Below are 22713 nucleotides of genomic sequence, written 5' to 3' on the forward strand. Positions count from 1 at the left end.
CTTTCAAGATCGGAACACGCCGACGTGGCCGGCACCCTCCACGGCCGCGCTGTGCACCGCGGAGAGGCAGAGGCCGAGGACCGTACGGGTGTCGCGGGGATCGATGACACCGTCATCGGCCGGGGTCGCGCCGACTGCCGGCCAGCTGAACCGGAAGCGGGGCTCGTCGGTGCGTTCGCCGGTGGCGTCACCGACGGTGAGGGCCAGGTGCGGCACGGTGGACCGGGCGATGGCGTGTGCCATCGGGGCGTCGTGCACCTCGTCGGCGGGCACCCCGACCGGCGCACCGGCGTGCCGGAGGAAGAGCAGTGGGGTGGCGGTGGCGTTCGCCAGGTGCAGGAAGTGCACCACCTTCTGGGCCTCCACGGCCGTGCAGGAGCGGACCGGGGCGGCCAGCACCCCCAGCGGATAGCCGTGCAGCTCACCCCATCCGGCGACCAGGGCGGTGCCGTGACCGGGTTTGAACTCGTCGAAGTCGCTGTCGTCCAGGATCCGGGCGAACACCTCACGGGCGTCGAACGCGGCCGGATCGGTGGCGGCCAGGGTGAGCAGGCCCTCCGGGTCGTGGCGGGGCGGCCGGGGCCGGGCGTTGCGGGGTGGCGGCCCGTGTTTGCGCCAGTTCAGCCGGCGCACACTCTGCCGGGCCAGCCGCAGACCGTCCCGCTCGTCCTCGGCCAGCAGGTCCGCGGGCCCGTCCGGACCGGCCGGCACCACCGGGGTGGCCCGCACGTCGACGGTGGTGTGACCGTTTATCGGCTGCGGGTGGATGGTCAGCACCTTGGCGTGACCGCGTACCCGGATCGTGTAGTCGCACAGCGCCGGCAGATAGGCGGCGTCCCCGGTGGCGGCCCCGAAGACCACGCAGATCGAGGGCACCCGCTCCGGCGGGAACAGTCCACCCGTGGTGCTGGTGTCACCGGCTGACTCGACCAGGCCGACCAGGGGCAGCCGGTTCACCGAGGCGATCGTGGTGGCCCGCCGGATCTTCTCCACCGTGTACGGGTTGACCGCACCCTCGTCCACCGTCGGATCGTTCGCCACCACAACACACTCGACGCCCTCGACCACGCCGATGCCGGTGACCACGCTCGCCCCGACCGGGTACTCCGAGCCGCGCGCCGCGACCGGGCACAGCTCCAGGAACGGGCTGTCCTGGTCGAGCAGCATCTCGATGCGCTCGCGGGGCAGCAGCTTGCCGCGCGCGTGGTGCCGGGTCACGTACTTCTCGCCGCCGCCGGCCCGCGCCTCGTCCAGAGCGGACTCCAGGTCGGCCAGAAGTTCCAGGGTGGTGCTGCGCCCCTGGAGGTAGGCGGGGTCACGCGGGTCCAGCGTGGTGTCGAGCACGGTCATCTCGCCACACCCCTGCCTGCCTTCAATGCCGCGCCCTTCCCTGTCCACACCGATGCCTCTCGGCCACCTCCGTAACGAGTGGCCAAGGGGATGCGACACGGACCGGTCAAAGGGCACGACTCAGGGGCTGCCCTTTCGGACAGCCCCTGGAAAAGCAGCGGTCAGACGCGGGCGCGGCGGGCCAGGCGCTCCGGGTCCAGGATGATCACGCTCTTGCCGTCGAGCCGCAGCCAGGCGCGCGAGGCGAAGTCGGCGAGCGCCTTGTTCACCGTCTCGCGGGAGGCGCCGACCAGCTGGGCCAGCTCCTCCTGGGTGAGGTCGTGGGTCACCCGCAGGACGCCGCCGTCCCGGGTGCCGAACCGGCCCGCCATCTGCAGCAGGTTCTTCGCGACGCGACCGGGCACGTCGGTGAAGATCAGGTCGGCGAGCGCGTCGTTGGTCCGGCGCAGCCTGCGGGCCAGCACCCGGAGCAGCTGCTCGGCGATCTCCGGCCGGTTGTTCAGCCAGGGCCGCAACGACGACTTCTTCAGCCGGGCCAGCCGGCTGTCGGTCACCGCGGTCGCGGTGGCCGTGCGTGGCCCCGGGTCGAACAGGGACAACTCGCCCAGCATGTCCGACGGCCCCATGATGGAGACGAGGTTCTGCCGGCCGTCCGCAGCTCGGCGGCCGAGCTTGATCTTGCCGGACAGAACGATATACAGGCTGTCGCCGGCCTCGCCCTCGTTGAAGACCACGTCGCCCTTGCGGACTTCGATCGTGTCCATCTCCTTGGCGAGCGCCTCTGCGGCTTCCGGGTCTACTCCCTGGAAGATTCCGCTGCGAGCCAGTACCTCATCCATCGCCGCACCTCCGAAAACGCGCAACGTCTGCGCTCGATCAGTCTAGGCGCACGCGGGCGGGAAACGGGCGGCCACCCCTTGATCCAGATACTGGACGGTAACAGGATTGCCATGACCGCCGGTGACAATTCAGCGGTCCGGGCATATCAGGACCGGCCTTTCGTCTGTCGATTCCGCCTGCCGGCCAACGGTATCGTCCGCGTCGATGAATTCGCAGCCCCCGTCCCACCGTAGGAAGCGACCCGTTCTCGGCGTCACTATTGCCGCTGCTGCCCTGATTGGCGCCGGTTTGGGAGGAGTTGCCCTAGCTGGCCGGGACAGCGAAGAGGCGGTTTGGGCGGAACCGTCCGGATCATCCTCGTCGGCGGCCGCCGCGGGCACGGCCAAGCCGCCCGTCGAGGAATCCGCCGACATCGAGTCGATCAGCCTCTCCGCCACCGGCGACATCATCATGGGCGACGCCCCGAACCGGCTGCCCGCCGACGGCGGCGACGGATTCTTCGACTCGGTGACAGCCAGCCTCGAAGCCGACCTGGTGATGGGAAATCTGGAACAGCCGCTCACCGGAGACACCGGAACGTCCAAGTGCGGCACACCCAAACGGCCCAACTGCTTCGCCTTCCGGTCCCCGCCGTCCTACGCCGGGCACCTGAAGGACGCCGGGTTCCAGCTCCTCAACACGGCCAACAACCACTCCAAGGACTACGGGCCCAAGGGCTACCAGAACACCGTGGAAGCCCTGGAAGGCGCCGGGCTGGAACACACCGGGGCCGAAGACCAGATCACCGTGGTCGACGTCAAAGGCGTCAAGGTCGCGGTAGTCGGATTCTCGCCGTACGCCGGAGCCAACAACCTGAACGACCTGCCCGCCGCGACAGCGGTGATCAAGAAGGCCGCCGGACAGGCCGATCTGGTCGTCGTGCAGGTACACATGGGCGCCGAAGGCTCCGACCGGACCCACGTGAAGCCGGGCAACGAACTGTACTTCGGCGAGAACCGGGGCAACCCGATCAAGTTCAGCCGGACTGTCATCGACGCCGGCGCCGACCTGGTCGTCGGGCACGGGCCACACGTGCTCCGGGGCATGGAGTTCTACAAGGGCCGGCTGATCGCTTACAGCCTCGGCAACTTCGCCGGCGGCGGCCGCACCCTGTCGAGGGACGGCGTGCTCAAGTACTCCGGAGTGCTACACGTGTCGCTCACCAGGGAAGGGACGTACGCGGGCGGAAAGTTCGTCTCCACCTACCTCGACGACAACGGGGTGCCCACCCGGGACAAGAACGGCGATCGGGGCCGGAAGATGGTGGCCCAGCTGTCCGAGGCCGACTTCGACGGCACCGGCGCGGTCATCGGGGCGGACGGGAGCATCAAGGCCCCGGCGTGACCGACGTACTCTTTACCGGTGACCCGACCCCGTGCAGCGACGCTCGCCCGTTACGCGGGAGAGACCGAGCTGGGGCGCAAACGCCGGGCCCGCAAGATGGCCCGCATCCTCGCCGAGACCCATCCCGACGCGCACTGCGAGCTGGATTTCACCAACCCGCTCGAACTGGCCGTCGCGACCATTCTCTCCGCACAGACCACCGACGTGCGGGTCAATCAGGTGACCCCGTCCCTCTTCGCCAAGTACCGGACGGCCGCTGACTACGCCGGCGCCGACCGGGCCGAGATGGAGACGATCCTCCGGCCCACCGGCTTCTTCCGGGCCAAGACCAACTCGCTGATCGGTCTCGGTCAGGCGCTGCTGGAGCGGCACGACGGCCGGATCCCGGGCAAGCTCGACCAGCTGGTCAAGCTGCCGGGCATCGGGCGCAAGACCGCCAACGTGGTGCTGGGCAACGCCTTCGGGGTGCCCGGCATCACCGTCGACACCCACTTCCGGCGGCTCACCAACCGGTTCGGCTGGGTGGACGAGCAGGACGAGGTGAAGATCGAGTTCCTGATCGCGGACATGATCGAGAAGCGCGACTGGACCATGCTGTCGCATCGGGTGATCTTCCACGGGCGGCGGGTCTGCCACGCCCGGACACCCGCTTGCGGGGCGTGCACGCTGGCCGCCCTGTGCCCCTCGTATGGGACCGGGCCGACCGAGGCGGCGCCGGCGGCGAAGTTGCTGAAGGGGCCGCGGGCGCGCGAGCTGGCGGTGGCCGCCGGCGTCGACCCGGACCTGGTCCCCGCCGCCGCGACCACCACACCCGAGACGGGTGACCTGGACCCGCCCGCCTCGTCGTCCGCCGACTCGTCGCCGTCGCCCGCCTCGCCGTCGCCCGCCTCGCCGTCGCCCGCCTCGCCGTCGCCCGCCGTCCCACCGCCACCGGTTGCCTCGCCGTCGCCCGCTGGCTCGCGGTCGCCCCTGTCGCCGTCATCGCCCGCCGTTTCGCCGTCGCCCGTTGCCGCACCGTCGTCGTCTCCGGAGGAACCGTGATCCGACGGCTGGCGGCGTCGGTGGCCGTTCTCCTGATGCTCAGCGGCTGCACCGCCGCGGCCAAGCCGGACGAACCCGACGTACCCTCGCCGTTCGCCGCATGCCACGCCCTGCCCGGCAAGACCGAAATTCCAGAAATGCCGGATGTGTCGTTACGGTGCTTCACCGGCGGCGGCACGGTGTCCCTGCGCACCCTCAGCGTCCCCACCGTGATCAACATCTGGGGCTCCTGGTGCGGGCCCTGCCGCGAGGAGCTTCCGATCTTCCAGGGTCTGGCCGACCGCGCCGACGGCCAATTCACCGTGCTGAGCGTCAACACCAAGGACACCCGGAACCGGGGCGCCGACTTCGGCACCGACGCGAGTGTCAGCTTCCCGACTCTCTTCGATCCGGAGATGACCTTCGCGACCAAGATCGGAGCGACGATGCTGCCCGCCACCGTGTTCATCAACGCCGACCGGAAGATGTATGTGCACCGGGCGGCCATGGACGTCGACGAGTTGATCGAACAGGTGCGGAAACACATCGGCGTTACGGTGACCCGATGAGCCGGGGCGAGGTGCTGAGGCGTCCGGACGGTCTGCCCGACTGGTTCGAGCCCCTGCTCACCCGGGTCGCCGAGTGCCGGACCGAAGACTTCACCGCCCTGCGCAAACCGGTCGGCGCCGGCGGCCGCCCCAGCGCGGTGCTGGTCCTGATCGGTGCCGACGAGGACCAGCCGGACCATCCCGACCTGCTGATCCTGCAGCGGGCCGCGACCATGCGCAACCATGCCGGACAGCCCGCGTTCCCGGGTGGCGCCACCGACCCGGAGGACGCCGACGCCCCGGCCACCGCGCTGCGCGAGGCCAGCGAGGAGGTCGGGCTGGACCCGTCGACGGCCGAGGTGCTGGCGCTCCTGCCGGACCTGTGGATCCCGGTCAGCGGGTTCGTGGTCACCCCGGTGCTGGCCTGGTGGCGCAAGCCGCATCCGGTGCATCCGATGCAGGTGACCGAGGTCGCTCAGGTGGCCAGGTTGCCGATCAGTGAACTAGCCGACCCGCGGAACCGTATCCGGGTGCGACATCCGAGCGGTTGGATCGGGCCGGCCTTCCAGGTCCGGGAACTGCTCGTCTGGGGTTTCACGGCAGGGGTGATCGCGACATTGCTGGACATGGCGGGCTGGTCGACTCCCTGGGAACCGGGTCGTGTCGTCGAATTGCCCGACGCCACCGTGCCCGTGCCGGCCGCCCGTGGCGGTGCCCCCGACGAGGTGGTGCCGTGAGATGGTCTCCGGCTTCTACGCTGAGTGAGTGCCCGTGGTCGATGTTCTCCTGATCCTGCTCATGGTGCTGTTCGCGATCAGCGGATATCGCCAGGGCTTCGTCATCGGTGCGTTGTCACTCGGTGGGTTCTTCAGTGGTGTGCTGATCGGCCTCCAGCTCGGCCCGCTGGCCGCCCGCCAGTTCGAGGAGGGCACGGTGCGGCTGGTGGTCGCGCTCGGTGTCATCCTGGTGCTGGCGGTTCTCGGGCAGACGCTGGCCGGCTGGCTCGGCACCAACCTGCGCCAGGTCATCCAGAGCCGCCCCCTGCAATACCTGGACGACGCCGGCGGCGCGCTCGTCTCGGTGGTGGCGGTGCTGTTCGCGTCTTGGCTGGTGGCGGTGCCGTTCGGGTCGACCCCGTTCCCGGCGATCAACGCGGCGGTCCGGGACAGCACGATACTGGGCGGCGTCACCGAGCTCATCCCGGACGAGGTGCGCGCCCTGTCGTCGGGTCTGCGCGACACCATCGACACCAACGGCTTCCCCGACGTGTTCGGCGGCCTTGCCCGGACGCAGGCCCGCGAGGTGGCCGCCCCCGACCCGGCGCTGGCCGGTTCCAAGGTGGTCAGGGACTCCCGCAGCTCGGTTCTGAAGATCCTCGGCTCGGCGCCCAGCTGTTCCCGCCGGATCGAGGGCACCGGTTTCGTCTACGCCCGCGAGCGGGTGATGACCAACGCGCACGTCGTCGCCGGCACCCGTGAGGTGGTGGTGGAGAGCGGCGACCGTCAGTTGGAGGCGCGGGTGGTGGTCTACGACCCGAAACGCGACCTGGCGGTGCTGTATGTGCCCGGCCTCCGCGCCCCGGTGATGGACTTCGTCTCGAAGCAGGCGACGAGCGGCGCCAACGCGATCGTTCTCGGCTACCCGCAGGACGGCCCCTACGACGCCCAGTCCGCCCGCATCCGCGACGTCAGCCGCATCACCGGCCCGGACATCTACGAGTCCAGTGACGTGACCCGCGAGATCTACACGATCAAGTCCCTGGTCCGCAGCGGCAACTCCGGCGGCCCACTGATCGACCCGTCCGGCAATGTCATCGGCGTGATCTTCGCAGCCGCGGCCGACGACAAATACGTCGGTTTCGCCCTGACCGCGGAAGAGGCCTCCTCAGTGGCCCAGACCGGCCGCGCCAACACCCGAAGCGTCCGAACCGGCGAGTGCGCCTGACCCACCCCTCCCCGGTGACCGGTCCGCCTGAGGTCCGCGTCGCAAGACGTCAGCGCGGACCCGTTTCCGGTACGCCCCACGGCCCCACAACCGCAACCACCACGCCAGTGGCATCCCCGCGAGGTCCGCGCGGCACCCGACCGACAGGCGACTTCCGGGCCGATGCGCCCCAACCGGCACCCCGAACCCGAACCACAAGCCCCCACCCCCGTCGGCCACCCGAGCCCTGCGACCCGCTGGCCACCCGAGCCCCGCGACCTGCTGGCCACCCGAGCCCTGCGACCCGCTGGCCACCCGAGCCCTGCGACCCGCTGGCCACCCGAGCCCTGCGACCCGCTGGCCACCCGAGCCCTGCGACCCGCTGGCCACCCCGCAGCCTGAGCCAGTCGCCCCCACCGGCCATGGCAGGTCGATGGTCGGAACCACTTCGCCGTCGGAACCACATCGCCCGAGCTGCTCGGCCCCAGCCTGCGTAGCTGCCGCCTGACCCCGGCCGCCTGACCCCGGCCGCCTGGTCGCAGCAATGTGACCCCGGCCGGCCCCTTTCGGAGGCAGGGCTTCCCTTCGTGTGTCGATTTGTGGCTCATATCGGAACCTGATGGTCAACTCAGGAAGGTCGATCAAAAGCGGCAACGTTCATGGAAACCGCCTCTGACCCGCCGTCGAACCGTGGTCGCGCCTTTCAGGGCAGCGGAACCCTTGATCGAGTTCCGAGTTCCGATGTCGGCTGGGCTCGGGGAAGGTGCCCACGTTGGCGGATCGGGTGCTTGCGCCGGTGTCATGGGCCCGACATGCGCTCACCGTCTGGGATGTGTGTGACGCCGCCGGGGTGCGATACCGGACGTCTGCGCACGCGGCGGGCAGTGTGTGTGTCTTCAGCGGGGTTCCGGGGGCCGGGCGACCTGGGTGGCTCTTTGAGGAGGTCCGGTTGCCTGCGGAAACGTCATGGAGACCGGGCTGACCCGCCAGCGAACCAATTAGCCGTCAGGGCCCTTATCGGAGATCAAGTGGTGGCAGCGGATCCGTCGGCGACGCCAGGCCAGGCGGCGCCAGGCCAGGCGGCGGCGAGTCAGTTCGTGTGGCGGATCCGTTCGTGGTGGCGGATCCGTTCGTGGTGGTGGGTCAGTTCGTGGTGGTGGGTCAGTTTGTGGCGGCGGCGAACCGGCGGATGGTTATCGCGGCCGCGACCGCCGACAACACCAGCAGGGCGATCGCGATCCAGCGGGCCACCGGTGTGCCGGCCTGGGTCACCGGATCGCCGGGGGCGGCCCAGTCGCCGACGTTGCCGCCGGAGACCTTGGCGGGCTGGCTCTCGGTCCGGACCGGTTCCTCCGGTGCGGACTGGGCTTTCCCGGAGACCGGTGCGCTGCCGAACCGGGCCACCCCGGGCGGCGGAGTGTTGTCGAGCGGATTGGACGTTGCGTAGGACACGTCCGCGGTGAGTGCGCCGACCGGATCGATCATGCCGAAGCCGTATTCGTCGTCGCGGCCCGGTTCGCCACGGTCCTGGGCGGTGCGGATGATCCGGTTGACGACCTCGCCGGCGGGCATGTCGGGCCAGCGGGACCGGATCAGCGCGGCGGTCGCCGACACCATGGGTGCGGCGAAGCTGGTGCCCCGGATCTGCCAGTAGCCGCCGGGCCGGGCGCCGACCAGATCGGTCGCCGGGGCCGTCACCACGGTCTCCTTGCCGCGGATCGAACCGCTCCAGAGCTCTTTGCCGTCGCGCTGCATGCCGCCGACCGCGATCACGCCCGGTTCGCGGGCCGGGTACCACACACCGACCTTGGTGGTCTGGGTGGTGGAGGTGCCGGTGGCGTTGCCGGTGCAGGCGACGACCACCACGTCGCGGGCGAACGCGTAGTCGATGGCGGCGGCCAGCGCCGGGCTGGAGCCGCTGCCGCCGAGTGACAGGTTCACCACCCGGGCCCCGTTGTCGACGGCCCAGCGCACGCCTTTGGCGACGATCAGGGCGTCGTCGTAGCGGTTCTCCTCGTCCAGCACCCGGACCGGCAGGATCTTGGCTTTCGGGGCGATGCCGACGACGCCGAGGTTGTCGTCGGCGCGGCCGGCGATGATCGCGGACACCGAGGTGCCGTGGCCGACCGGGTCGGTGGTGCCGTCCCGGTCCTTGTCGACCAGGTCGATGCCGGGCAGCACCTGGCCGGCCAGGTCGACGTGCTGGGCGTCCACACCCGAGTCGAGGACCGCGACGGTGACCCCGGCGCCGTCCGCGTAGTTCCACGCGGCGGGCAGGTTGAGTGCGGTCAGCTGCCACTGGTCGTTGCGAACCGAGTCTCCGGTGAGACTGATCGGCTCGGCCAGCGCGCCGGCCGGCCCGGCGAAGGCGCCGGTGGCGGGCACCCCGAAGACGATCAGCCCGGCCAGCGTGGCCACCGCGAGGCGCCTGCCCCGGTGGACCGGTGACGGGCTCCGGACATCGCGCCTCAGCACCGGACACCGCCGACGGGCTGCACCCATCGCGGCCGGTCCGGCCGGGCCTCGCTGCTCACACTGCTCACGGGTCGGCGTCGCCCATTCTGAGACGGTCGGCCGATCGAGACGGTTCGTCGATCGGAGTCGAGTCGGTCAATCGAGCGGTCTGTCGATGGAGGGAGATTACTCTCCCACGGCACTGTGTGGCTGCGATCCTTTGCGCCCAATCGCACCGGGTGTCTGTTCATTTTCCGGAATCCTGGAACGGCGGCTGGTGTGCGAGCTGGATCAGCCGGGTCCCCTCACGGCGGGTGATGAGACGGCCACGGCCCGGTGGTAGTGGCAGCGGTTTCACGTTGCCGATGAGCGCGCCCTCCTCGGGGGAACCGGACATCACCAGGCCGGGCATGGACAGCTCCCGGAGTTTCTGGATGACCGGCTCGTAGAGGGAGCGGCCGGCGCCACCGGATCGCCGGGTGAGCACCAGGTGCAGCCCGATGTCCCGGGCCTGGGCCAGATAGTTGACCAGTGGGGTGAGCGGGTTGGTCGGCCCGGAGACGACCAGGTCGTAGTCGTCGACCAGCACGAACAGTTCCGGCCCGGTCCACCAGGAGCGGTCGCGCAGCTGACGGGCGGTGACGTCTTCGCCGGGCAGGCGGCGCTCCATGTAGGCGGCCGCCGACTGGATCAGCTGGAGGGTCGGCTCGGCCTGCATCCCGTACCCGATGCGGTGTTCGGTCTGTGGGATGTCGATCAGGCTGCGCCGGTAGTCGACCAGGATGATCCGGCACTCCTCCGGCCGGAACCGGTTGGTCAGTGTGGTGGCCAGCGACCGCAGGAACGACGACTTGCCGGCCTCGGCGTCGCCGAAGAGCAGGAAGTGTGGATCGGTGGCGAAGTCGATCTCGACCGGCTGGAGGTTCGCCTCGGCGATGCCGATCGGGATGCGCAGCCCACTGCCGCGTTCGGCGTTGAGCGCGCTGTACGGCACCGACGGCGGCAGCAGCCGCACCCGCGGGGCCGGTGCGCCCTCCCAGGCCGCCGCGATCGCCTTGACCAGGCCCGCGGTGTCGCCGATCGAGGCGACCTCGGGCCGGACGGTCAGCAGGTGCAGGCCCTTGGCCCGGTTGGTCGGGTGCACGATCATGCCCCGGCCCGGGGTGTCCTCGGGCACGTCCTTCGCCGCCCGGTGGTTGATCACCGAGTCGGTCGGGTCGCCGAGCCGCAGTTCGAGCCGGGAGCCGAAGAGGTCCCGGACGCCGGCCCGGAAGTCCATCCAGCGAGAGGATGCGGCCACCAGGTGAATCCCGTACGACAGGCCGCGGGTGGCCAGGTCGGTCAGCACCGGCTCCAGCTCGTCGAACTCCTTGCGGATCGTGCTCCACCCGTCGATCACCAGGAACACGTCACCGAACGGGTCGTTGCCCCCCGCGCGACGGCTCCGGTACGACGCCATCGAGTCCACCCCGAGCTCGGCGAACCGTTTCTCCCGCTCGGCCAGCAGGGTGATCATCTCGCCGGCGGTCCGCCGGATGCCCTCGGTGTCCAGCCGGGAGAACACCCCACCCACGTGCGGCAGATCGCGTAGCGTGCCGAGCGAGCCACCACCGAAGTCCATGCAGTAGATCTGCACCTCGGCCGGGGTGTGGGTGAGCGCCAGCCCGCAGATCAGCGTCCGCAGCGCTGTCGACTTGCCACTGAGCGTGCCACCGACCACCGCCAGGTGCCCGGCCGCGCCGGCCAGCTGCAGCCACATCACATCCCGCAGCTGCTCACGCGGTTTGTCGACGATCGCGATCGGCACCTGGAGCCGGTTGTGCACCGACGGGTTGGTGAAGGTCAGGCCCCGGCCGGGCATCACCCCGACCGGCCCGAGCAGCTCGTCGAGCGTCGACGACTCCTCCAGCGGCGGCAGCCACACCTGGTGGGCCGGCGGTCCCTGCCCGACGATCCGGTCCACCACCATGTCGGCGAGTATCGGCCCCTCCTCCTGCTGGGCCGACGGTTTCGGCTCGGGCGCCGTGACCGGCGCCGCCACGAACTGGGTGGACCAGGGCAGCACCCGCGGGCCGTGGTGCGGCACCCGGCCGCCGGAGCGCCCGGACCGGCGGACCGGCCCGCTCACATACGCCGCCTTGAACCGGGTCATCGGCTCGGTGCCGAACTTCAGATAGCCGTTGCCCGGGGCCTTGGGCAGCTCATACGCGTCGGGCACGCCGAGCACCGCCCGCGACTCCAGGGCGGAGAAGGTGCGCAGGCCGATCCGGTATGACAGATGGGTGTCCAGCCCGCGCAGCCGCCCGTCCTCCAGGCGCTGGCTGGCCAGCAGCAGGTGCACGCCGAGGGACCGGCCGAGCCGCCCGATCTGCAGGAAGATCTCGATGAAGTCCTGCTTCTTCTGCAGCATCTCGGTGAACTCGTCACAGACGATGAACAGCGTCGGCAGCGGTGCCAGCGGGGCGCCACCGGCACGGGCACGCTCGTAGTCGAACAGGCTGGCGTAGTTGCCGGCCTTGGAGAGCACCTCCTGGCGCCGGGCCATCTCGCCCTCCAGCGCGTCGAACATCCGGTCCACCAGGGGCAGCGCGTGCTCCAGGTTGGTGACCACGGCGGCGGTGTGCGGCAGCCGGTCCATCGCGGAGAACGCCGCGCCACCCTTGAAGTCGATCAGGATGAAGTTGAGCACCTCCGACGAGTGGGTCGCCGCGAGCGCCAGCACCAGCGTCTTGAGCAGCTCCGACTTGCCGGAACCGGTGGCGCCGATGAGCAGGCCGTGCGGGCCCATGCCGTCCTGCGCGGACTCTTTGATGTCCAGCTCGACCGGCATCCCGTCGGCGCTGACCCCGATCGGCACCCGCAGCATGTCCCGTGCGGCCCGGGCCGGCCAGCCGTTGGCGACACTGAAATTCTCCGGATCGGCGACCCCGAGCAGATCGGGCAGGCCGGTCTCGACGGCCGTCGCCGACCCGCCGGGATCGGCCGCGACGGCCAGCCGCAGCGGGGCCAGCCGCCGGGCCACCGCCTCGGCCTCGGCGACGGTCAGCCCGTCGGCCCGGCCCACCTCGCTCTCCTGGTCCATCGTCCAGGTGCCGAGCACCCCGTCGGTGCGCACCTCCAGCACCAGCGCCGACCGGTCCAGCAGCCGGGGCGGCGCGGTGTCCAGGTCCAGCACGGTCAAACCGTCCAGGGCGTCGTCCAGCCGGGTGGTGGCCGGCTCCGCGCCGTCGATCACGACCAGCACGTGCGGTGTGCTGCCGGCGCTCTCCCCGGGATGGAACCGGGGCCGGTTGCCCAGCACGTCCTCCAGCATCTCGGCCAGCTCCGGCTCGGCCCCCGCGACCAGCCGGATCGGGCCCAGCGCGTCGTTGCGGCCGGGATGCCCGGCGTGCGGCAGCCACTTCACCCACTCCCAGTGCGAGCGGGCACCCTGCCCGGCGCAGACCGCGATCACCAGATCGTCCGGCGCGTGGAACACCGCCAGCTGGGTCAGCACCGCCCGGACCAGCGCTCGCGGGCCCTCCGCGCCGGGCGCGTCACCGCGCACGTAGATCCGGGAGAAGCCGCGCAGCGACATCGCCACCGGCAGGTCCGGCACCACCGAATAGGCGTCCAGGAAGCGGCGCAGCGCACCGGCGGTCATCGGCTCCAGCTCGTCCAGCGGCCGGGTCACCGGCGGCACCAGCGGGGTGGCCAGCGTCTGCGGCCCGACACCCACCCGCACCACGCCGAAGTCCGGGTCACCGGCCCGGCGCTCCCACACCCGGTGGCTGCCGACCGTCGACCACAGCCGCTCCGGATCGGGATGGCGGTAGAGCAGACCGACCCGCTGCAGGCGCGCCGTCTCCCGGACCCGCTTGCGCAGCGAGGCGAGATGCCGCAGGTACTCCCGGCGGGCCGACATCATCTCGGCCTTGCGGGGTGCGCCGGACGCCCCGAACGAGGTCATCATCATGGCCAGCGAGGACACCCCGAAGAGGCCACCGATGACATACGAGTAAGCGCCGCCCCGCCCCTGGCCCATCATCATCGCCATGGCCAGCGTGCCGCCCAGCATCGGTAGCGCCATCAGCCACTGCTGCCAGCGGGCCGCCACCGCCTCCGGAATCTCCGGTGGCGGCTCGACCACCAACTGCTCGCCCGGGATCTCGGGCGCCGGCCGCCGGGCCGCCCGCTTGACCACCACGGTGCCCATGACGCCTCCTGAATTCCGGTCCGTCGGCCCCGAATGTCTCGGGCCCTCACGACCGGCTCATGCTAGGTAAAGTTCCGTCGATCCCGCAGCCTCGGGCCCGGTGCTGTGGATAAACCCGCTTTCGCGGCTGTGGACAACCGGAAGGATTACCTGGTGAGCGTCGGTCTGGCCCGGGTGACGATCAGTGCGCCGCAACGTCGGGTCGACGTGGCCCTCCCCGAGCAGGTCCCGCTGGCCGAGTTGCTGCCGGAGGTGCTGCGCTACGCCGGTGAAGGGCTCGCCGACGAGGGCGAACGGCACGGCGGCTGGGTGCTGCGCCGAGGCGACGGCGAGGTCCTCGCCGCCGGGCAGGGCCTGCATCCCCAGGGTGTGCGCGACGGCGAGGTCCTGCACCTGGTCCCGGCCGGGGAGTCGTGGCCGGAGCTGGAGTACGACGATGTGGTCGAGGCGATCGCCGAGGGCGCGCGCCGCCGGGGCGGGGTCTGGACGGCCGACTCCAGCCGGACCGCGACTCTGGTGGCCGCCGCCGTGCCGTTGGCGCTGGGCCTGCCCGCCCTGCTCGCGACCACCGGCCAGGGCCGCTGGCCGGGGATCGCCGGGCTGGCGGTGGCGGTGCTGCTGGCCCTGGTGGCGACGGTGGCGTCCCGGGCGTTCGGGGACGGCCGGGCCGGCGTGGCCCTGGGTGCCTACGCCCTGCCGTACGCGTTCGCCGGTGGCGCCGCCCTGATCACCTCGTACGACCGCGGCGGGGTGTTCTCCCCGGTCTCCTGGCTGGGCGGCCCGGAGTTGCTGGCCGGCTCGATCTCGGTGCTGCTGATCTCCGCGCTGGCCGGGGCGGGGGTGGCGGCCGGCGCCCGGTTCTTCACCGCCGGTGTGACGGCCGGCCTGCTCGGCGCGCTCACCGCCACCACCGGGCTGTTCACCGACGCGGCCGGTGGCGCCGCCGTGCTGATCTCGGTGCTGGTCTGCGGGATCGGGGTGTTGCCGCTGCTCGCGGTCCGGTTCGGGCGCACCCCGCTGCCGCCGGTCAGCCTGCCGGCCGGCACCGACGCGCCGTCGACCGTCGAGGACCCGTTCCGTCAGGGCCTGAGCGACTCGGTGCGCCGCCTGCCGGAGCGGGGTGCGGTGTTCGCCGCGGTCACCCGTACCGACGAACTGCTGGCCGGCATGCTCCTGGGGCACGCGGTCCTGGCGGTCGGCGCTTTCGCGGTGCTCGCCACCGACGGCGGCTGGGCAGCCCGGGTCCTGATCGGGGTCGCCGGGGTCGCGCTGTTGCTGCGCTCGCGCCTGTTCGTGTCCCGGCGGCACCGGGTCCCGGTGCTCGCCGCGGGTCTGGCCGGTGGTGCGGCGCTCGGTGTCGACGTGCTCGCCGACGCCGGTGGGATGTTGCCCGCGGTGCTCGCCGGGGCGGTGCTGATCGCGCTGATCACGGTCGCGGCCGGCGCGCGGTACGCCGACCAGCCCCCGTCGCCCTACCTGGGGCGGGCCGCCGACATCGTGGACGCCCTGGTGGTCGTCTCGGTCATCCCGGTGGCCTGCGCGGTGCTCGGCCTCTATTCGGCGGTCTCCGGCATCGGCTGAGCCCGGTGTGACATATGTCTCTTGCGCAATACGACCGCACCTGCGAGGCCGATAGGGCCCCGCAGGTGCGGTCGTCAGCGGTTTCGCGGGAGCGTGCGGTCAGTGCTCTCCCTCTTCGGCCTCGGCCACCTCGGCGCGCTTGAACGAGGCGCGGATCTCGTTCTCCGCCTCGATCCGGCCGACCCAGGTCGCGCCCTCGACCGACTTGCCCGGCTCCAGGTCCTTGTAGACCGTGAAGAAGTGCTGGATCTCCATCCGGTCGAACTCGCCCAGGTGGTGGATGTCGCGCAGGTGCTCCTGACGCGGGTCCTCGAAGGGGACGCAGAGAACCTTGTCGTCGCGGCCCTTCTCGTCGGTCATCCGGTACATCCCGATGGCGCGCGCCCGGACCAGGCAACCGGGGAACGTCGGCTCCTGGATCAGCACCAGCGCGTCCAGCGGGTCGCCGTCCTGGCCCAGGGTGCCCTCGATGTAGCCGTAGTCCGCGGGATACTGTGTCGCGGTGAAGAGGGTCCGGTCCAGCCGGATACGACCGGTCTTGTGGTCCACCTCGTACTTGTTGCGCTGCCCCTTGGGGATCTCAACCAAGACGTCGAAATCCATTATTCGCTCCCCTTTTGCTTGCCCGCTTGAATAGTCCGGTCCGCCGGGCGGGAGCGGGGCGTGGAAGCAGGGCCCGCAGGATCCGCGCGCAACGGTGTGCCGGATGTCGCTAGTCTCCCCTAAGTCTGACGCCACGGGCGAGGAGGGGCGTGTGACGAGGCAAGATTCACATGACGGTCCGGAAAATCACGGCGTGTCGGGTTCGCAACCCGGCCCCGGAGGAGGTAAGGCGGTTACCGGCTCGACGCCGGGATCTCCTACCTATCCCGACAATTCGGACAATATGCAGCCGTCCGGGTCGAACGCCGACCCATCGGCCGATCCAGCCGCGGTTTCCCCACCATCGGGTGAGGGACGCCGCCCGTTCCCCTGGCAAGAAGAAGATCAAGGACCGCTTGCCGGTACGCCCGGGAGCAGCCCCGCCCCGCACCCCACCACTCAGCCACCGTCCGCGGCTCCCGGACAGGCCGCCGTTCCACCCGGACTGGCGCACTCCCTGTCCGCGCAGTCCTCGGGCCAGGCGGCTATCCCGCCGGAGCTGGCCCGATCGCTGGGCGCCGCCGCGGGCCAGACATCGGCGCCGCCCGCCCCCGCCGGCCAACCACCGGCAGCCGTCACATCCCCGGGTCAGACATCCCAGGAGCAGGCACCTTCGGGACAGGCATCCACCGGTCAGGTGCAGGCAGGCCAAACACCGGCAGGACACGCGTCGACGGCGCCTCCCGCATCCGCTGGGCAGCAGTCCTCGGCCGCCGGGACGCCCGATCGAGTATCCGCATCCGCATCCGCATCCGCCACCTCCACCGGCCAGCCGTCCGCGCCTCCGGCATCGGCCGGTCAGGTTCCTCCGGTTCCTCAAGCGCCGGCGGGACCCCAGCCGTCACCGGCCACGAAAAGCCCGTCGTCACCCGCCACCGGAGATCCGCAGCCGCAGGCCACCGGAAACCCGCAGCCGCAGGCCACGGGAAACCCGTTGTCACAGGCTGCGGGATCTCCGGCTGCTGGACGGCCGGCGGGCGACGGCGCCCCGACGAGTTCGGCTGCTTCGGCCCCGGGACCGATGACGGCGCCTACCTCGCCGTCCGGCGGCGTGAGCGTCCCTGGAACCGCTGCTCAGCCCGCTCCCTCCAGCCAGGATCCCGGGCAGCCGGGAGTGCCGTCCTCCGGGAGCGGCCCGGCATCCGCGTCAGATCTTCCGTCTGCCGGTGGTCGGCCGTCATCGGCGTCGGGTTTCCCGTCCGCGGGTGTCCGGCCGTCGGCTGACCCGGGCTTTCCCTCGGTGGGAGGCCGCCCCGCCGGGTCGGACCTTCCGGCGGCGGGAGGCCCGTTCTCCGGTCCGCACGGTCCGGCCAGCGTGCAGTTCTCCGCGTCGCCGAGCGTTGCCGAATCGCCAGGCGCGTCTGCTTCACCGGCTACGTCCGTTCCACCGTCGGTTCCGGGTGCACCGCCCGCGTCCGTTGCACCGTCCGCGTCCGCGCCGGGCTCGCCGTCCGCATCCACTTCGGCGTGGGCGGCCTCGGCGCAGGCCGCCGCTCCGCCAGCCGGCTCCACCGCGTCGTCCGGTGCGGCAGATGCTTCTCCTGCTGTTCCGCAGTCGTCGGTGCCCACGGCGCCGGGGCAGGCCGGCGGCCCGAGCGTCAGCCCTTGGGCGGCGTCTCCGGTGCGGCCCGGTCAGGTTCCGAATTCGGGGCCGGCCGAGGTTCCGGAGGCGGGCCGGGGCGCCGGGTCGACGGCGGCCGTTCCGGAACCCGGCACGATGGCGTATCCGCAGGTCCCGGGTCAGGGGCGACCGGCCAGTCAGGCGGACCGGGCCGGTCGGGAGCCGTCCGTTCCGCAGCAGGGGACACCGCAGCAGGGGACACCGGGGCAGGGGTACGCCGCGGCTACTCCGCCGTCGCCTGCCGCATCGGCATCGTCGGCGGCATCGGCATCGGCATCGCCTGTCGCACCGGCGTCGGTTCCTGCCACACCGACCTCCGGCACTTCTACTTCTGCCACGCCGCCCTCCGGCACGTCGACGTCCGCTACGCCGACCTCCGCCACGTCGACGTCCACTACGCCGATCTCCGGCATGCCGACCTCCGCCATGCCGGGCTCTGCCACGCCGGCGTCGCCCGCTGCGGGTGGTTCGGAGGCCGCGGGTTCGGTGGCCGGTGGGTGGAACCCGTTCGTCAGTGACCAGCAGCCGGGGCGGGCGAGTGTCCCGCAGAGCCCGGCACCCGGTCGGGCCACCGGTTCGCCGGTGGACGCCCAGCGCTCCGGGCCGGTCAGCTCGTTCGGGCTGGGTGGTCGGCCGGGAGCGGGGACTGGTGGCGAGCCTGCCGGCCGTTCCCCGGGTGCCGACTATCCGCCGAGCGGTCCGGGGCCGAGCGGGAACTGGCCGGGAACACAGCCCGGCCAGGCCACCGTGCGTGGCGCCTGGGCGTCGGGCCCGGCGGACACCGTCGCCGGTGATCCCGGTGGCCGGGCCTGGGCCTCGGAGCGGGCTCAGCCCGCCGATCCGGACCGGACCACGGCGTTCGGCCGGTTCAGCGGCCCGGGTGGGGCTTCCGGCTTCGGCCCGGCGGTGGATCCGGGACGGACCTCGACCTATGGCCGGAGCGCCGAGGCCGGGCGCACCCCCGGTTCCGGGCCGGATCTCGATTCCGGGCGGACCGCGAGTTTCGGGCAGAGCGCGGATTCCGGGCGTTCTACTACATATGGGCAGAGCGCTGAATCCGGTCGTTCCGCTACCTACGGACAGAGTGCCGACACCGGGTGGGCCGGGGGATTCGGGGCGGGTGCTGATCCTGAGCGGACCGCGAGTCTCGGGCACGATCCCGGGCGGACCGCGAACTTCGGGCTGGGGATGGACCCGGACCGGACCGCCAACCTCGGGCTGACCGGTGGTTCACGGCCCGGTGGGGCGACGCCCGGTGGCACGAATCCCGCGGGTTCGGGAAGTGCGAATGCCGGTGGCCCGGGTTCCGGAGACACCGGACCGGGCGGCACCGTCCCGGGAACTTCCAGCGCCGGGCCGAGCAACAGCGGGACGTCCGGGGCCGGGGCGGCCAACGGCGGGACCGCCGGCGCCGGGACCGGCCACGGAGGGGCGAACAGCGGCGGGACCAGCTACGGAGGGGCGAACAGCGGCGGAACCTATGGGCGGCCCGCGATCGCGTCGGGGGCCGCTCGGGCGGCGGTTCCGCCGGCGTCTCCACCGCATTCGCCCGGAACCGGCGCTACGGCCGGGACCAGCGACGGCGCGGGCTCGGTGGAGACGGGGGCGCGGCGTAAACCCCGTACCAAATCGGTGTTGGTGTTGATCGTCCTGGTTCTGGCCGCGGCGGGCGGGATCGTCGTGACGCGGCCGGGACCGGTCGGCGGGTGGGTCGACGCGCTCACCGGGAAGCCGGGTGGGACGCCCTCGCCGACCGTGACCACGCCGGAGCCCACGCCGACGCCGGTGCTGGTGGCCGCCGCGGCTGGTGGGTCCGCGCCCGATCCGGCGACCGTCAAGGAGGCGCTGGATCCGCTGGTCGAGGCGGGTGCGCTCGGTTCGACGGTGCACATCCAGGTGGTGGACGTGTCGACGAAGACGCTGCTCTACGAGCGGAACGCCGACGCGAAGACCACCCCGGCCTCGACCACGAAGGTGCTGACCGCGGCGACCGTGCTGGCCGCGCGCGGGGCGGCGCACCGGCTGGAGACGCGGGTGGTGGCCGGGGACGCGCCGGGCGAAGTGGTGATCATCGGTGGCGGTGACGCGACGCTGGCGGTGGCGGAGGACGACAAGGACCTGTTCCCCGGCGCGGCGCTGCTGGATGATCTGGCCGCCCAGGTCAAGAAGGCTCTCGGCGGTACCAAGCCGACCCGGGTGCTGGTGGACACGACGCTGTTCGAGGGGCCGGAGACGGCTGCCGGATGGAGTAGTTCGGATATCTCGCCGGGCGGTCAGGTGGCCCGGATCCAGTCGCTGATGACCAACGCGGGCCGGATCGAGCCGGTGCACAACGAGTTCGGCGGGGATCCGCGCTACGCGGATCCGGCGCTGTCGGTGGGCCGGCTGTTCGCCGAGATGATCGGTGCCCCGACGTCGTCGGTGAAGCGCGGGGAGGCCCCGGAGGAGGGTGGCGGCACGCCGGCCTCGGCCGGACCGGTCCTGGCCCCGGGCACCGAGATGGGCAAGGTCGAGTCGCCGCCGCTGGTGCAGATCGTCGACTGGATGCTGCAGCAGAGTGACAACGTGCTGGCCGAGGTGCTCGGGCGGCAGGTGGCGCTGGCGGCCGGCGAGGAGGCCAGTTTCGCGGGTACGGCCCGGGCGATGGGCGCCAAGCTGACCGAGCTGGGCCTGCCCGCCGAGCAGGCCAGCCTGAAGGACGCCAGTGGGCTCTCCAACCGCAACGGCATCACCCCGGACCTGCTGGTCCAGACGTTGCAGCTGGCCGCCGCGGGCACCCGGCCGGAGTTGAGCAACATCTTCAACGGGCTGCCGGTGGCGGGCTGGTCGGGGACGTTGGAGACCCGGTTCGCGACGCCGAGCGACAACGCCACCGCGCAGGGCATCGTCCGGGCGAAGACCGGGTCGCTGAGCGGGGTGAGCACCCTGGCCGGGGTGCTGGTCACCAGGGAGCGGCAGATCCTGGCGTTCGCGATCATGGCGAAGGGTGGGGCGAACGCGATCACCGCCCGGCAGGCGATCGACAAGATCGCCGCGCGGCTGGTCGATTGCGGCTGCTGAGCGAGGTTTCGGGGGTTTCACCTGAGTGCGGTCTGGAACCGCGCGGGTACGGTGGGCTGCATGGCGCAGTTCGTTGACTGGGATCTGGCGGCCGCCACCGCGGGCGCCCTGGCCAAGACCGGGCCCGCGGTCTCCTACGAGGAGGCTACTCAGGTGGTGTCCGAGCTGCGGGCACTCACCGATGAGGCGGCCGGGCACGTCGCGGCTTATACGGGTTTGACCTTGCAGGTCGAGGTGCCACCGGTGCGGGTGGTGGACCGGCGGGACTGGGCGAAGGTGAATGTCGCCGGGTTGCAGCGGGTGATCGGCCCGCTGGTGGCCCGGATGTCGGACGGCAAGGAGCCGGGCCCGCTGGCCGACGCGATCGGGTCACGGGTGACCGGTGTGCAGGCCGGCACGGTGCTGGCCTATCTGTCCGGCCGTGTGCTCGGGCAGTATGAGGTGTTCTCCGGCGAGCCCGGTCAGCTGCTGCTGAACGCGCCGAACATCGTCGAGGTGGAACGCAAGATCGACGCGGATCCCCGTGACTTCCGTCTCTGGGTGTGCCTGCACGAGGTCACCCACCGCACCCAGTTCACCGCCGTCCCGTGGATGCGGGGCTACTTCCTCGGTGAGGTGCAGGCGTTCGTCGACGCCTCGCAGGGTGGCGAGCACATGCTGGAGCGGATGCGGCGTGGCGTCGCGACGCTCTCCGACGCGCTGAGCAACCCGGACAGCCGGGCCTCGGTGCTCGACGTCGTGCAGACCCCCGGTCAGCGGGCCGTGCTGGACCGGCTGACCGCCCTGATGACGCTGCTGGAGGGGCACGCCGAGTTCGTGATGGACGGGGTGGGCCCCGAGGTGATCCCGTCGGTCGACTCGATCCGCGCCAAGTTCAACAGGCGCCGCGAGAGCGGCAACCCGCTGGAGAAGGCGATGCGCCGGGTGCTCGGCATCGAGGTCAAGATGCGGCAGTACGCGGAGGGGCGCAAGTTCGTCCACGGCGTGCACGAGCGGGTCGGGATGGACGGCTTCAACAAGATCTTCGAGTCCCCGCTGACCCTGCCCCGGATCGAGGAGCTGGGCGACCCCGACGCCTGGGTGACGCGGGTGCATCACTAACCATGGCCAGGATCCCGCCGCCGGTGGCGGCAGTGCGCATGGCGGTGCGCCGGGGTCTGGCCGATCTTCCCGGGGACGCCCTGATCCTGGTGGCGTGTTCGGGTGGAGCCGATTCTCTGGCACTCGCCTCGGCGGCCCGGTTCGCCGGCCGCCGGACCGGCCTGGTCACCGTCGACCACGGCCTTCAGGAGGGCTCCGACCGGCGGGCCCGGTCGGTGGCCGCGTGGGCGCGTGACTCCGGGTTCGACCCGGTCCGCATCGAGACCGTCTCGGTCGCCGGGCTCGCCGGTGGCCCGGAGGCGGCCGCCCGCACCGCGCGATACGAGGCTCTGACCTCGGCCGCCGGCGAGCTGGGCGCGGCCGCCGTGCTGCTCGGGCACACCCGCGACGACCAGGCCGAGACGGTGTTGCTGGCGCTGGCCCGGGGGGCCGGGCCGCGCGGGCTGTCCGGGATGCCGGGCCGGCGCGGGCTGTTCCGCCGGCCGCTGCTGGACGTGGCCCGGGCCGACACCCGCAAGGCCTGTGCCGCGCTGGGCCTGGCACCCTGGGAGGACCCGCACAACACCGATCCGGCGTACGCCCGGTCCCGGGTCCGCGCTTCCGTCCTGCCCGCGCTGGTCGACGCGCTCGGCCCGGGTGTGCTGGGCAACCTGGCCCGGACCGCGGCCCTGGTGGCCGCGGACAACGCGGCGCTGGACGAGTTGTCCGCGGCGGCGCTGGAGTCGGCGCGGTCGGCGGGTGGCCTGTCGGTGCCGGATCTGGCCGCGATGTCACCGGCGATCCGGGGCCGGGTGCTGCACCGGTGGGCCCGGGAGCTGGGTGCGGCCGGGGGCGCCCTGGCGTTCGGTCATGTCACCGCGATGGACGCTCTGGTGACCGATTGGCATGGTCAGGGACCGGTGCATCTGCCCGCCGGAATCGGGGTGGCACGCCGTTCGGATGACCTCGTTCGGGTGGTTCCGGCTCATAGCAGTTGAGGGATCCGGTTCGGAATC

Annotated in this window: 14 protein-coding genes and 1 pseudogene; 9 read left to right on the forward strand and 6 right to left on the reverse strand. The window is 71.7% G+C overall.

Translation table 11 applies throughout. The features are described 5' to 3' along the window. Positions 1-3: 3 nt before the first annotated feature. Together ACQ0O7_RS08595 and ACQ0O7_RS08600 are read right to left on the reverse strand one after the other, a co-directional pair. Positions 4-1350 carry a carboxyl transferase domain-containing protein gene (locus ACQ0O7_RS08595; protein ID WP_430781273.1) on the reverse strand — a complete coding sequence of 449 codons (1347 nt, stop codon included), beginning with the start codon at positions 1348-1350 and terminating at the stop codon, positions 4-6. A 161-nt stretch (positions 1351-1511) separates the two neighbouring features. Further along, a complete protein-coding gene (locus tag ACQ0O7_RS08600; protein WP_014447921.1) occupies positions 1512-2189 on the reverse strand; it encodes a Crp/Fnr family transcriptional regulator in 678 nt (225 codons plus the stop codon). Positions 2190-2394: 205 nt separating this feature from the next. Here ACQ0O7_RS08600 and ACQ0O7_RS08605 point away from each other — a divergent pair, with 205 nt between their 5' ends. The 5 genes and pseudogenes from ACQ0O7_RS08605 to ACQ0O7_RS08625 all read left to right on the forward strand — a co-directional run bounded on the left by ACQ0O7_RS08605 (position 2395) and on the right by ACQ0O7_RS08625 (position 7085). Beyond that, the gene (locus ACQ0O7_RS08605; RefSeq protein WP_430781275.1) at positions 2395-3573 is read left to right on the forward strand and encodes a CapA family protein; all 1179 of its coding nucleotides are present in this window, start codon (positions 2395-2397) and stop codon (positions 3571-3573) included. 96 nt (positions 3574-3669) lie between these two features. Next, positions 3670-4365: pseudogene (nth, locus tag ACQ0O7_RS08610) on the forward strand (endonuclease III); the annotation flags it as partial. A gap of 245 nt (positions 4366-4610) precedes the next feature. After that, a complete protein-coding gene (locus tag ACQ0O7_RS08615; RefSeq protein WP_430781276.1) occupies positions 4611-5162 on the forward strand; it encodes a TlpA family protein disulfide reductase in 552 nt (183 codons plus the stop codon). Continuing rightward, complete coding sequence (locus ACQ0O7_RS08620; RefSeq protein WP_430781278.1) at positions 5159-5878, forward strand: NUDIX hydrolase; 720 nt, start codon at positions 5159-5161, stop codon at positions 5876-5878. Before ACQ0O7_RS08615 ends, ACQ0O7_RS08620 begins: the two co-directional genes overlap by 4 nt. Before the next feature lie 28 nt (positions 5879-5906). Then, entirely contained in the window at positions 5907-7085 is a 1179-nt protein-coding gene (locus ACQ0O7_RS08625) for a MarP family serine protease (protein ID WP_430781279.1), read from the forward strand. 1140 nt (positions 7086-8225) lie between these two features. On the opposite strand, the gene mycP is transcribed toward ACQ0O7_RS08625, so the two are convergent. Next, positions 8226-9566: a type VII secretion-associated serine protease mycosin gene (gene mycP / locus ACQ0O7_RS08630; RefSeq protein WP_430781280.1), complete on the reverse strand. Its 1341-nt coding sequence runs from the start codon at positions 9564-9566 to the stop codon at positions 8226-8228. 199 nt (positions 9567-9765) lie between these two features. After that, a complete protein-coding gene (gene eccCa, locus ACQ0O7_RS08635; protein WP_430781281.1) occupies positions 9766-13713 on the reverse strand; it encodes a type VII secretion protein EccCa in 3948 nt (1315 codons plus the stop codon). Positions 13714-13866: 153 nt separating this feature from the next. On the opposite strand from eccCa, the gene eccD reads away from it, so the two are divergent. Continuing rightward, the gene (gene eccD, locus ACQ0O7_RS08640) at positions 13867-15294 is read left to right on the forward strand and encodes a type VII secretion integral membrane protein EccD (RefSeq protein WP_430781282.1); all 1428 of its coding nucleotides are present in this window, start codon (positions 13867-13869) and stop codon (positions 15292-15294) included. A gap of 99 nt (positions 15295-15393) precedes the next feature. Here eccD and ACQ0O7_RS08645 read toward each other — a convergent pair whose 3' ends face one another. After that, positions 15394-15897 carry an inorganic diphosphatase gene (locus tag ACQ0O7_RS08645; RefSeq protein WP_430781283.1) on the reverse strand — a complete coding sequence of 168 codons (504 nt, stop codon included), beginning with the start codon at positions 15895-15897 and terminating at the stop codon, positions 15394-15396. 1797 nt (positions 15898-17694) lie between these two features. Beyond that, positions 17695-17985 carry a hypothetical protein gene (locus tag ACQ0O7_RS08650; RefSeq protein WP_430781284.1) on the reverse strand — a complete coding sequence of 97 codons (291 nt, stop codon included), beginning with the start codon at positions 17983-17985 and terminating at the stop codon, positions 17695-17697. A gap of 1210 nt (positions 17986-19195) precedes the next feature. Here ACQ0O7_RS08650 and dacB point away from each other — a divergent pair. From dacB to tilS, 3 genes are read left to right on the forward strand one after another with little or no spacing between them, the layout of a single operon-like run. After that, complete coding sequence (gene dacB / locus ACQ0O7_RS08655) at positions 19196-20617, forward strand: D-alanyl-D-alanine carboxypeptidase/D-alanyl-D-alanine endopeptidase (protein ID WP_430781285.1); 1422 nt, start codon at positions 19196-19198, stop codon at positions 20615-20617. 60 nt (positions 20618-20677) lie between these two features. Then, entirely contained in the window at positions 20678-21718 is a 1041-nt protein-coding gene (locus tag ACQ0O7_RS08660; RefSeq protein ID WP_430781286.1) for a zinc-dependent metalloprotease, read from the forward strand. 2 nt (positions 21719-21720) lie between these two features. Continuing rightward, entirely contained in the window at positions 21721-22695 is a 975-nt protein-coding gene (tilS, locus tag ACQ0O7_RS08665; RefSeq protein WP_430781287.1) for a tRNA lysidine(34) synthetase TilS, read from the forward strand. Positions 22696-22713: the final 18 nt, after the last annotated feature.

The organism is Actinoplanes sp. G11-F43, assembly GCF_050589265.1.
Lineage (GTDB): Bacteria > Actinomycetota > Actinomycetes > Mycobacteriales > Micromonosporaceae > Actinoplanes.